Source organism: Pseudarthrobacter equi (assembly GCF_900105535.1).
Lineage (GTDB): Bacteria > Actinomycetota > Actinomycetes > Actinomycetales > Micrococcaceae > Arthrobacter > Arthrobacter equi.
In genome coordinates, this window is the sequence record NZ_LT629779.1 from 4,447,689 (window position 1) to 4,459,078 (window position 11,390).

14 protein-coding genes are annotated in these 11,390 nt (G+C 59.6%); 6 read left to right on the top strand and 8 right to left on the bottom strand.

The window, feature by feature from the left end; genetic code table 11:
• The first annotated feature begins 1 nt into the window (after nucleotide 1).
• Nucleotides 2–484, top strand: coding sequence for a cation:proton antiporter regulatory subunit (locus tag BLT71_RS20195; protein WP_056081463.1), 483 nt, complete (start codon nucleotides 2–4; stop codon nucleotides 482–484).
• 5 nt (nucleotides 485–489) lie between these two features.
• The gene (locus tag BLT71_RS20200; protein ID WP_091723681.1) at nucleotides 490–1,671 is read left to right on the top strand and encodes a cation:proton antiporter; all 1,182 of its coding nucleotides are present in this window, start codon (nucleotides 490–492) and stop codon (nucleotides 1,669–1,671) included.
• A gap of 28 nt (nucleotides 1,672–1,699) precedes the next feature.
• Here BLT71_RS20200 and dcd read toward each other — a convergent pair whose 3' ends face one another.
• Nucleotides 1,700–2,275: a dCTP deaminase gene (dcd, locus tag BLT71_RS20205; RefSeq protein ID WP_091716511.1), complete on the bottom strand. Its 576-nt coding sequence runs from the start codon at nucleotides 2,273–2,275 to the stop codon at nucleotides 1,700–1,702.
• 133 nt (nucleotides 2,276–2,408) lie between these two features.
• Between dcd and BLT71_RS20210 the strand changes: the two genes are divergently transcribed.
• The gene (locus BLT71_RS20210) at nucleotides 2,409–4,196 is read left to right on the top strand and encodes a CAP domain-containing protein (protein ID WP_091723682.1); all 1,788 of its coding nucleotides are present in this window, start codon (nucleotides 2,409–2,411) and stop codon (nucleotides 4,194–4,196) included.
• Between the two features lie 85 nt (nucleotides 4,197–4,281).
• Here the strand turns inward: BLT71_RS20210 and BLT71_RS20215 are convergent, their stop codons facing one another.
• Nucleotides 4,282–4,743: an SRPBCC family protein gene (locus tag BLT71_RS20215; RefSeq protein WP_091716514.1), complete on the bottom strand. Its 462-nt coding sequence runs from the start codon at nucleotides 4,741–4,743 to the stop codon at nucleotides 4,282–4,284.
• A 384-nt stretch (nucleotides 4,744–5,127) separates the two neighbouring features.
• Between BLT71_RS20215 and BLT71_RS20220 the strand changes: the two genes are divergently transcribed.
• The 3 genes from BLT71_RS20220 to BLT71_RS20230 are packed head-to-tail and all read left to right on the top strand — an operon-like array spanning nucleotide 5,128 to nucleotide 7,491.
• Nucleotides 5,128–5,508: a hypothetical protein gene (locus BLT71_RS20220; RefSeq protein ID WP_091716516.1), complete on the top strand. Its 381-nt coding sequence runs from the start codon at nucleotides 5,128–5,130 to the stop codon at nucleotides 5,506–5,508.
• 42 nt (nucleotides 5,509–5,550) lie between these two features.
• Nucleotides 5,551–6,441 carry a hypothetical protein gene (locus BLT71_RS20490; RefSeq protein ID WP_157693399.1) on the top strand — a complete coding sequence of 297 codons (891 nt, stop codon included), beginning with the start codon at nucleotides 5,551–5,553 and terminating at the stop codon, nucleotides 6,439–6,441.
• 6 nt (nucleotides 6,442–6,447) lie between these two features.
• Nucleotides 6,448–7,491 carry an ImmA/IrrE family metallo-endopeptidase gene (locus BLT71_RS20230; protein WP_091716520.1) on the top strand — a complete coding sequence of 348 codons (1,044 nt, stop codon included), beginning with the start codon at nucleotides 6,448–6,450 and terminating at the stop codon, nucleotides 7,489–7,491.
• 85 nt (nucleotides 7,492–7,576) lie between these two features.
• On the opposite strand, the gene BLT71_RS20235 is transcribed toward BLT71_RS20230, so the two are convergent.
• The 6 genes from BLT71_RS20235 to BLT71_RS21075 all read right to left on the bottom strand — a co-directional run bounded on the left by BLT71_RS20235 (nucleotide 7,577) and on the right by BLT71_RS21075 (nucleotide 11,343).
• On the bottom strand, nucleotides 7,577–8,122 hold the full coding sequence (locus BLT71_RS20235) for a hypothetical protein (protein WP_091716521.1): 546 nt from the start codon (nucleotides 8,120–8,122) through the stop codon (nucleotides 7,577–7,579).
• Between the two features lie 34 nt (nucleotides 8,123–8,156).
• Nucleotides 8,157–8,975, bottom strand: coding sequence for a hypothetical protein (locus BLT71_RS20495; RefSeq protein WP_157693516.1), 819 nt, complete (start codon nucleotides 8,973–8,975; stop codon nucleotides 8,157–8,159).
• Between the two features lie 129 nt (nucleotides 8,976–9,104).
• On the bottom strand, nucleotides 9,105–10,343 hold the full coding sequence (locus BLT71_RS20245) for a type I restriction enzyme subunit R domain-containing protein (protein WP_091723685.1): 1,239 nt from the start codon (nucleotides 10,341–10,343) through the stop codon (nucleotides 9,105–9,107).
• Nucleotides 10,330–10,992 (bottom strand): hypothetical protein, encoded by a 663-nt coding sequence (locus BLT71_RS20250; protein ID WP_091723687.1) that lies wholly within the window; start codon nucleotides 10,990–10,992, stop codon nucleotides 10,330–10,332. The genes BLT71_RS20245 and BLT71_RS20250 overlap by 14 nt, the downstream gene beginning before the upstream one ends.
• Nucleotides 10,961–11,212: a hypothetical protein gene (locus BLT71_RS20500; RefSeq protein ID WP_157693517.1), complete on the bottom strand. Its 252-nt coding sequence runs from the start codon at nucleotides 11,210–11,212 to the stop codon at nucleotides 10,961–10,963. Before BLT71_RS20500 ends, BLT71_RS20250 begins: the two co-directional genes overlap by 32 nt.
• Nucleotides 11,149–11,343, bottom strand: coding sequence for a DEAD/DEAH box helicase family protein (locus tag BLT71_RS21075; protein ID WP_157693522.1), 195 nt, complete (start codon nucleotides 11,341–11,343; stop codon nucleotides 11,149–11,151). Before BLT71_RS21075 ends, BLT71_RS20500 begins: the two co-directional genes overlap by 64 nt.
• Nucleotides 11,344–11,390: the final 47 nt, after the last annotated feature.

Here is an 11,390-nt window from a genome sequence, read left to right on the forward strand (position 1 = left end):
CATGAACGTGGACGAAACGAATCTTCCCGGCCTCGGCCGCCGGAAGGACTTCATGACAGCTTCCGGACGCCGGATCGGCGTGGTGGAGCTGAGGGAAGGCCAGACCGAGCTCATCGTCTCCACGTGGGACGATCCCGATACCTGCCAGGCTTCCATTCCGCTGACCAGCGATGAAGCCGCCACCCTGGGCAACCTGCTGGGCGGCCAGCACCTCGCCATGAAGCTGACGGAGGAGCACAAGGACGTCCCGGGCATCGTCACCCGGCAGTTCTCCATCGCCCCGGAGTCCCCGTTCCAGAACCAGCCCATGGGCAAGGCGTGCATCCGTACCCGGTGCGGCGTCTCCATCGTGGCCATCATGCGCGAAGGCGAGGTCCTGCCCTCGCCCGGACCCGACGTGATCCTGCATACCGGTGACCTGCTGGTTGCTGTCGGAACCCTGAAAGGCCTCGATTCGGCGGCCGACATCCTGCGCCACGGCTGACCCCTATGGACCCGCTGGCCCTGACCCTCATCGAACTGGGGGCCGTTGTGTTCTGCCTTGGCCTGTTGGCCAGGCTGGCCGGACGGATAGGAATGTCACCCATCCCGCTCTACCTGCTGGGCGGGCTCGCTTTCGGCGCCGGTGGCGTGGTGAAGCTCGAAGGCATGCACGAGTTCGCACACCTTTCCGGCGAGATCGGCGTCATTCTGCTCCTGCTCATGCTCGGACTGGAATATACGGCGGCGGAGCTGTTCACCGGCCTGCGGCGGTCGTGGCAGGCCGGCGTGCTGGACCTCGTGCTCAACTTCCTTCCGGGAGCGGCACTGGCCCTGCTCCTCGGCTGGGGCGGTGTGGGGGCCATGGTGATGGGCGGCGTCACCTACATTTCCTCGTCCGGAATCGCCGCAAAGGTCATCACGGACCTGGGCCGGCTGGGCAACCGTGAAACACCGGTGGTGCTGTCCATCCTGGTGTTCGAAGACCTGGCCATGGCCGTCTACCTGCCCATCCTTACTGCCACCCTCGCGGGCGTCAGTTTCCTGGGCGGGCTGACTACCGTGGCCATTGCGTTGGCCGTGGTCACTGCGGTGCTCATGGTGGCGCTGCGGCACGGCCACCATGTGTCCAAGGCCGTGCACAGCGAAAACTCGGAGGTGTTCCTGCTCAACGTGCTGGGCGCTGCGCTGCTGGTGGCCGGCCTGGCTTCTGCCATGCAGGTCTCCGCAGCGGTGGGCGCCTTCATGCTCGGCATCGCCATCTCCGGCGCCACCGCCCACAACGCCACCCGCATCCTCGAACCGCTGCGGGACCTGTTCGCCGCCATCTTCTTCGTAGCCTTCGGGCTGAACACCGACCCCACATCCATTCCGCCGGTACTGGGCTGGGCCCTGGTGCTGGCGGTGCTCACTGCCGGAACCAAGATGGCTACCGGAATCTGGGCAGCCAAACGCGAAGGGATTGCCAGGCCAGGACGCTTCCGTGCCGGTGCAACACTCATCGCCCGCGGCGAGTTCTCGATCGTGATCGCCGGGCTGGCCGTCGCCTCAGGCGCCGTACCGCCCAACCTCGCCGCCCTGGCCACCGCCTACGTCCTGCTGATGGCTGTCATCGGCCCGCTGGCCGCGCGCTTCGTGGAACCCCTGGTCAAGGCATCGACGCGGAGGCGGCAGGTCCCGGCGCAGGCGTAGGCGAAATCGGTACGGAGTGCCGGTTGCGCTAGATGCGGGTGCGGTGGAAGTTCAGGTGGCTCCGGCTGGCGGTCGGGCCGCGCTGGCCCTGGTAACGGTTGCCGTACTCACCCTGGCCGTAGGGGTACTCCGCCGCGGAGCTTAGGCGGAAGAAGCAGAGCTGGCCGATCTTCATACCGGGCCACAGCTTGATGGGCAGCGTGGCCATGTTGGACAGTTCCAGCGTGACGTGGCCTGAAAAGCCGGGGTCAATGAAGCCTGCGGTGGAGTGCGTCAGGAGCCCCAAGCGGCCCAGCGAGGACTTGCCTTCCAGCCGGGCGGCGATGTCATCCGGGAGGGTGACGGTCTCGTAGGTGGAGCCCAGGACGAACTCGCCCGGGTGCAGGATGAAGGCCTCGTCCTGCTCAACCTCCACCAGCCGCGTCAGCTCCGGCTGCTCCTGCGCAGGATCGATGTGGGCGTACTTGTGGTTGTCGAAAAGCCTGAAGAACTTATCGATCCGGACGTCCACCGACGACGGCTGCACCATCGCGGGCTCGAACGGTTCCAGCACGATCCGCTGGGAGTCTATTTCGGCACGAATATCGCGGTCTGAGATCAGCACCGTCCCAAATTACCGTATGGGATATCCACAGCCACATTCTTTCGTTGTTGCTGTTGTCCAGTGGGGCTAATGTTGCCTCAGATACACAGGCGCCGGATGGTCTCCCGGATGGCCCAACAGAGCTGGGGATGTTGTGAATAAATTAGTCGCGCCCTCTTTTATTGGCGTGCTCTGCGCGCTGGTGCTCGCCTCCTCGACGGCGGGGCCAGCCCCGCTGCCATTGGATGCCGGCCAGCACGTGGCGGCCTCAGGACCGTCACGCGTGTCGCTGGGGGAGGCCACCGGGAACGGCGGCGGCTCCAGCACGGTGAACAGCACCACCGGCACCGCCCTCACCCCGGCTGTTGATCCGGACATCCGGGTGGCCTCGCCCACCGCGCCGCTGGACGTGGCACCGCCTACAGCTCCTGCGGCCGCCGCGGTGGGACCGGCGCTGGACATCAGGCCGGTCCAGGAACCGTCCCCCGCGCCATCAGCCGATCCCACCGGCGCTTCGGGTCCCGCCACTGCGCTGCCCGCTGCCGGGGTCCCGTCCATACCCCCGCTGTGGGCACCTGACGCCGATCTGGCCTCCCCGCCGCCGGCAACATCCGGGCCCACTACTTCCGGGCCGGCAACGTCCGAATCACTGGCAGCGCCCCCGGCCACGGAGGCACTGGTCAAGGACAACAACTCCGCAGCGATCCTCACCGTCTTCACCAAGATCAACGAGTACCGGGCGTCCAAGGGCTTGAATCCGGTGAAATACAACCCCACTGTGGCCGGCCTCTCCCAGGAGTGGTCGGACAGCATTGCCTCCCGCGAGGTCATTGAGCACCGCGCCAACTTCTGGACAGATCCGCGCGCCATGAACCCCAACAACGGCGCAGGCGAGGTCATCGCCATCCGGACAGACAGGGATGCCGCCCAGCTGGTGGAGTGGTGGAAGGGCTCCCCGGGGCACAACGCCATGCTCATTGACCCCCGGTTCAACGTCATGGGTGCAGGCATCTCGTACACCAACTCCACCTACCAGATCTGGGGTGTGGTGAACTTCTTCGGCTACACCACACTCCCGGCCGGCACCGTGGACTCACCCGGCGGGTCCGGCGGGTCCTCAGGGGGAGGCTCCGCTTTCCCAGCACCGGCACCCACCTTGTGCGATGCCACGGGGCGGCACATGCCTCCCACGCTGGACCTGCGTGCCGCGGCCATCACGGGGCCCGGCGACCTTGTGTCCGTCAATTCTTCGGGCCAGCTGCTTAACAGGGCCTCAACAGGTGTCCGCACGTACGGCGCCGCCAAGGTCATCGGTTCAGGCTTCACCGGGGCGAAGGAAGTCTTCGTCACCGATTGGGACCGGGACGGCGCCTACGATCTCGTGACCCAGTGGACCAACGGGGACCTCACCCTGCACCGCGGCATCGCCACCGGAGGGTTCCAGGCAGCAATCACCCTGGGGTCCGGCGGCTGGCAGTCCCTCACCCTTGCGGTGGGCGGCTGGTGCGCCAACAACAGGATGCCGCAGATCCTGGCCCTGGACAGCAGCGGGAACCTATTCCTGTACCCCAACAAGGGCACCACAGACCTCTCGGCAAGGGCATTGATCACAAGCGGCGTTAACGCGTCCCGCCTCGCGATGGTGGACTACGACGCAGACGGCTTCCAGGATGTCCTCGCCCTCCGCGCTGATGGCGCGGTACAGCTCTACCGGGGCTGGGGAACCACCACCCTCCGTGCCGAGGCGCGGCCTACGGTGGCCACCGGCTGGCAGGATGTCACAGGCATCAGGGCACTGAAGAACGTCACCGGCCTGAACTCCACCGGTATCGCGCTCCGCAGGGCTTCCGATGTTGTGCAGTACTGGGACCTCTCGGGCGGAAGCCTGGCGTCGCCGTCGAACATTGCAGGGCCCTGGACCGGCCAGCGGCTGGCGCAGTAAGCACCAAACCGTAAGTACCAGGGCAGAAGGCGGAGAACCCTCACTGGGCCGGCGGCGGAAGCTGGTGGGCCGGGACGTCGCCTGGCTAGCTGACGGTCTGCAGCTCCAGTACGTCCTTGAGCCGGTCCAGCTGGGATACCTCGGCGCGGACCCGTCGCTGGGCGATCTTATTCAGGAGGCCGAACCGGTCAAGGAAGGAGAACGAGCCTTCCGGCCGGGCTTCGAGCGCGTAGCGGAGCCGGGTGCCGTCGTTCTCGGTGCTGAGGTAGTAGCCGCCCGAACGGTTCGACGGGCCGGAGGTCACCCGGAACTGGATTTCGGCGCCGGGCCTGGCCTGGGTGATTTCCAGCTCGGCCGGAATGCTGAGCCCGGACCGCCCCGCCACCATCTTGCGGTACACGGCGCCTTTGGTGCCGGCAGAGCCCTGCACCAGCTTCACGCTCCGGACAGCTTCGCGCCACGTGGGCAAGTTGGTGGCGTCCAGCAGGTACAGGTACACGGCCATGGCGTCACGCCGGATGAGGACCTCGTGTTCTGCGGATGCCATGGGGATCTTTCTGTGGTTGACGCCGGCATGCTGCCCGGACCGCCTCCCCCTGGCGCCACAGCATTCCGGTTCAGGTTAGCCAGCCCGCCGGGTGCCAACCTAGCCAGATGCGGCGACGTTATTGAAGAGTTACTGGATGACGTGCCGGACCTGGGACACGGCTGGAACTGCCGGCACCGTGGCCGGACCGCCGTTCCATCTGCGCTAAGCTAAGTTCTGCCCCGCAGATGCGGCGGCAACGCGGCTGGGACTGGTCAATAATCCCCACAGACGCTAGAAGACGCAGTAGGCAAAATGCCCCAGAAACGCGTAATGCCCGTTTTGGGAACGCACTGCCAGACTCACACAGAAAATCATGTCGGTGTTAGGCGCTATCTTTGAAACATGGCTAAGAAACCGAACCCCGAGGTATGCGATATATACGTCGCTGACCCCACGGAGATCAACGTTCGGGACGATCACAAAGAGAAGATCACCCGTCGATACGGAATTGCGGAAGCTTCAAAGAAGTCCTTTACCGTGCAAGCTATTGGACGCACCACGGACGAACCACGGGCTGACGAGAAGATTGATCCCGTTCATTCCCCAAGAAATGATGACATTGGGTTGACTAAGGAAGGGTGGTGGATCGTTCGGTACCGCTGCACGATCGGAAAGGCACTCTTCAAAGAGGATGTTCTGGACCACAGAGGTGAGCTTCTCGCTCCAGAGTCGGACGCATTCAATGACCTTTGGCACAAGAACTCTGTTCTCGGCTACTACTGATACACTGATCTACTGCCCACTTCACAGATCGGCACGCCTGCATTGAAACTCCTTGATCGCAGCCAGCTTCCCAGCGAGGCTGTCCGAATTATCGACGGCGGCACCCCCGCCGCACCAAAAGCTGGTGACGTGTGGGTGCTGGCAGATGAGATTCAAGACCTTGCTCTAGGTCTAATTACGCGTGTCCATGATTCCTTCGTGTCTATCCTTCCGATCACCTGCGATGCCGCCGAAGCTAGAGAGCCTGCTTCCATCGTTCGCGCCGCACAGTCGCCCATAAATGCAGACATTGCAGTCTGGTCGCCTGCACCGACAGGGATCGGCATGCACCTTCTGGACCGTCGTATCGGGAACCTCTGCTCTGAAAGCGCAGCACTGAGACTGGAACGATCAGCTTTCGACGACGACGTGGACAGCCCTTTTGAAATGGGCGCTGAAATGGAATCCGATGACACGACCCCATTCATCGACTTTTTGTTGAGCAGCTTTCGCAAGTTTTGCTTTGATTCGTGGCCGTCTGCCACGGCTGGAGAGGCGGTATTCAAGACAGAAGCTCTCATGGAAGCTGAAATGACCGCCAAGAAGATTCGTGAAAATTTGAACATTCCTGAACGCGGGGACGCTGCCGACCTCTTTCGCGGCGATGCGTTGCCGACTTCTGCACAGATATCCGTAATGCGCGAGATCACTGGTCTCACTGATTCCCAACTCCTTCGTCCGGTCAGCTCTGAAGTAGTAACCGAGTTGATGCAACCAACCCAGCGGGACAAAATCGTAAGCTTGGCAGAGCGCAGGGCGTTGAAGCAGCGTGATGCAAGAAACTTACTCATGCAGAATGCATTGATCGCAGCTCGCAGTTCCAAAGCTGGCGATGAACGACAAGCGGCGCAAAACCGCATCGACGAAGCGTATTCGCGTCTGATGCAGGAGTAGCTGGCAATGCTTACAACTCTTACTGATTACCGACTTTGGGCACTGCCCCGCAACTACGTGAAAATTGCCGACGCCATGATCCAAGAAATACTGGATTCCGGTGCGGTTTTTGAAGACATTGCGGACGCCCCTGTGGAGTATGTTGAATCGCGTGGCGACCTTGACGTTATCTTCCATGAGCTGCGGGGAACCAAGGGATGCAATGTTCAGGCGTGCTATGACCCCTACATCGATCCTCCGGCAATCTTCGTCCACCTAAGCGGAAACACCGGGCGCGACAACTTCAGCGTGTTGCATGAACTTGCCCACCATCAACAACGAGTTGGCGACGCTTGGTCCGATATCACTGAAGACATCACCGATCGAGCCTTCATAAAGGAACTTCGCGAGAAGGTCGCCAACAGTTTCGCGTCCAGACTTCTACTTCATGAGGATTTGATCGAGTCCGCGTTCGGTTCAGGACCTGTAACCGCCGCTGGGGTGAGATGGTTGTTCGATAACTCGGCAGCATCCATGCAGGCATGTCTCTATCGATCCCTTGAACTTGAAGGCAATAGGGTTGTCATGCAGACAGACTCTGACGGCAGGCTTTTCTTCAGCGCGGCAAATAGCGATGAACTATTCCCACCCCACAAGGATAAAACTCAGGAAGAGATTGCTCGCTCCTTCGAGCGTCTACAGGCTAGCGAGGACGGAAGCTTAGTTGTTCGTGGCGGGTACGGTATCCAGCACCTCAGCGGAAAGAGCTACACCAACGTTGTACTCGACATGGTTCTGTGCGACGGGTGCGTTCTCGTGATTGCCACCAAGGGACGCAGCGAGTACTTCGCCTTCAGTGACGACGGCGAGTACTACCAAGGCTCCGTCTGCCATGACAGCTTCCTGATTAAGGACTCTCCCGGTAGGTGTTCTACCTGTAACGAGCCGAAATGCTCGAAGTGTAAAGCCTGTGGATGCCCTGACAAGCAGCCTCCGCCATGCACCCGATGCTTCATGCTTTTGTCCGTTAATGACGTGCGTGCAGGGCGGACCGCACACGAAGATTGTTGAGGCAACGAAAATTGCCGCTGATACCGTGGTTCCCCAGCCAGACAATCGACAGAGACGCCATTGGTATTAAGACCACGGGAAACGCTTAGTAAAGCGCCGTATCCCATTTCAAAGCGCCCGCTGCGTGCCGTACCCCTCCTTCGCTCATGCTGCTGCCGCTGAAGTAGGACGTATTCCACTGCGGGACTTCTTCAGTTTCGGAAAACTCGCGATACCAGAGAGACAAGAACGTTCCCACGTTAGTGGCAGGAATGTTCAGCACGATTCTGCTGCCTCTACGGAAGATCGCCACGGGCGCACCTGCCGGGTTTTGAAACTCCACGGTGGAACCGCCGCAGTGAGGCGTAGCCTCCGCCATGACTACAACTGCCGGATCATAATGGTTACGCTCCAACAGCCAATAGTTCCCTTCCAGCTTCGTGAGGGACCAAGGCTCTTCACGCCCTACCTGTTTCCAGTCCTTGATCGCTACATCTAGAGCTTCAGTTGAGATTGCGTGGCTTGCCTCCGCTACCTTTTTGCTCTCTACTGCAACCTGTTTGCTTTCCTTCGAAACCTTGTAGGTGAGCCATGCGACGACGATCGTAAGAAGCGCGATTACCGCCGTAGCGATCGTTATGACTTCAGTCATACACTGGTCCTGTTCTCATGTCATTGGATTCAAACTATTTGATCGGAGATGAGAGGTCGAGATGACCCAATTGAGCGCCAGCAGGGAAATCTTCTGACGACGTTACCGTTAGCACTTCTGGGCACTTTTCCACTCGCGCGGCGATTTCTTCCCCTAGAGCAAAAAATCGTTCGTCTAGAAAAGAATCCAGATGTTTCGCCTGAACAACATCGATCCGCAATTGCAAATCCATCTTGTCCGTCTTGATGTGTCGCGTCACGTTCGACCACGGCTTGCTGTGGGCTTCCAGTACATCAGCCTCTGTATCCACCTCGAATATGTCGTTTGAGGTAACGAGTATCGGAAGCGTCAAGCGGTTGAGCGAAAAGTTGGTATCTGGATTGAAGACGCCACGGGCTACCGTTCTTTTCGAGACGCTTTGCACTGCTTTAGCCATGGGCATGACGATTCCGTTGAACATATGGTCGTTATCAGCTATCCATTCCTTCTTTCGCTCCATGACTACGAGTTGATTGCCAATAAAGCTATCAGCGCTCGGACTGCCGGGAGCGGAAGCGAGGTCTAAAACGCTCCAGACCGAGCGGCGGGTGGAGCCTCTACTCGCCGTGCTTGGAGGAACTGGCGGAATAGGTATGGAAATACCCTCGTGCGCATAAAACTTTGCACCGAAAGGGACCCGCGCCTTTTCGGTGTCCTTTGCAGCCCTTCCGACTATCACGTACGGCGACTTCGGATTCTTGCACTCAATCAGTAATTGGATGCCGAAAACGATGCGTCGGCTCTCATGTGTATAGAACTGCTTATAACCCCACACATCGATCTCACGGGATTTTACCTTCGTCGGGGTCCTCATACGCACGAGACACCTCACACTGAATGTCGCGCTTCTCTAGCACCTTTCGAACGTCTTGTTCAAGGATGAAACCAGTCTGACGAAGGGCAGCGATTACGTCTTCTGATGATGGTCCGGAGTTGAGTTGGTTCATGCCGCTTCCTCATCCCGAAGCTTCTCGAAAAGCCCCATCTTCTTGAGCAACTCCACCATCTCGCCCACCTTGTCGGAGGACAGGACCCAGCCAATACCCTTGGCGTGCTGCTCCCCTGCCTCGATGACAGAATCCTCGACGGTAGTCAGAATCTTGGGTGACGAGTAGAAGTCCACCTTGCCGTTCGCCTGCGCCTGACCCCGCAGCGTTCGGTTCTCCAGTGCCTTGTTCAGCACGCTCTCTGCCACGGAGAGCTGGTCGGCATCGGTCAGTCCAGAACCCTCAAAGAAGGTGTTCATCTGGTCAATGATCTCCGCCCACTTTGCCTTCTTGACTTCGTGGGCTGAACCGGTTCCAGCAGCCGTCAGCGGGTCGAGAGGTATGGACTCATCACCTGACAGCTTCAGGTCAGCCTTTTCCTGCTTCTTGAGCTTGTAGTGAGTCATCACTACCTCGGACAGGTCAACTGTCGTTCTGTCCTGATTCTCCGAGCTGATTACACGCGCGAGCAGCTTGTAGAAAATCGACCGCTTCTCCAGATCGGTGTCTTGATAGTCGATGATTTGCGACAGGAAGTCGTAAGCGCGGATGAAGCTGCCAAGGTCCTTACGGAACAGGTCCAGCGCGTCCTGTGCAGTCTTGTCGCCGTCTTCCCGCGCCTTCTGGTAGCGAACCCGGAACCGTGACTGCGCAGGCGCTACAAAGCCCTTCAGCTTCTCATGAGTGGTCTTCCCAACCCACGCGGCAGCCGTCGCCTCGACCTCGCTGATCTCGTAGATACCAGCGCTATCCAGCTTCGCTTGGAGGTCATGCACGATGTCCGGATCAGTGACCGCAGAAAGTTCGGCTTCCTTGTGGTACTGCTGGAACGCGGCAAGGATTTCCGCCGGGTCATTCACAAAGTCGACGATGAACGTTTGGTCCTTGCCGGGAGTCACTCGGTTCAAGCGTGAGAGGGTCTGCACGGCAGTGATGCCAGACAGTTTCTTGTCCACGTACATCGCAACAAGCAACGGCTGATCAAAGCCAGTCTGGAACTTATTGGCAACCAGCATGATCTGGTACTCATCGGTGTTGAATGCCTTCGGAAGCTCACGCCCCTTGAGACCGGGGTTCATCGTGTGCTCATTTAGCTTGCCGATGCCGGATTCGTCGTCGATTATGTCGCCCGAGAATGCGACGAGCGTTGCCAAGTCCTTGTAGCCCTTGTCGGCAATGTACTTATCGATAGCCACCTTGTAGCGGACAGCTTCCTTCCGGGAGCCAGTAACAACCATGGACTTCGCACGCCCTGCGAGGTGGTGACGCACATTGGAGCGAAAATGCTCCACGACGACGGCAAACTTTTTGACTGATGTTATATGGGTGAAGTTTCACCCAGCGCATCAATTCCTTGACGGCTTCAGACTTCTCGATCGTCGTCTCGTCAGAGTCGTAGTCCACGCCGTTGTGCGCGAGCTTGAACGCCATCTTGTAAGGCGTGTAGTTCTTCAGCACATCGAGGATGAAGCCTTCCTCAATTGCCTGCTGCATCGAGTACAGGTGGAAGGGCGCGGGTAGTCCGGCTTCGTTGGGACGCCCGAACAGCTCCAGCGTCTTAGCCTTCGGCGTTGCGGTGAATGCGAAGAACGACAGGTTCTTGCTTTCCGCGCGCTTGTTCATTTCTTCTGCGAGCACGTCTTCTGTGGAAAGCTCAGCTTCCGGATCGACTTCAGCGTCGACGGCGGCTTCATTGCCGGAGGTCAGAACCTTCTTCAGGTTCTTCGCTGCGTCACCGGACTGTGAGCTATGCGCCTCGTCCGCGATGATGGCGTACGACTTGCCTTCAGTCCCTTGTTTTTTGGCGATCTCATCAAGAGCGAAGGGGAAGGTCTGGAGCGTCACACCAATAATTTGGGTGCCACCAAGAAGTGCCTTGGAAAGTGCCTTCGACTTTGCGCCGCAGTGGAGGTAATGGCTTCAAATACCCATCCACCTTGTTGAGCTGCTTGACAGCATCCTGCAACTGCCCATCCAGTACCTTGCGGTCACTGATCACGATCACGGCATCGAACATCTTCTTGCCATCGGCATCGTGCAGGAGTTGAGCCGGTGAGCAGTCCATGCGATGGAGTTTGTTTTGCCAGAACCAGCAGAGTGCTGGATCAAGTACCGGTGTCCCGGTCCTTCGGCGGCAGCAGTTTCCGCCAGCTTGTTTACCGCTTCCCACTGGTGGTAGCGCGGAACAGCAATGATTCGTTCTTGGTCTTCTCGCCCGTGATCGGGTCCGTCTTCTCCTCAAC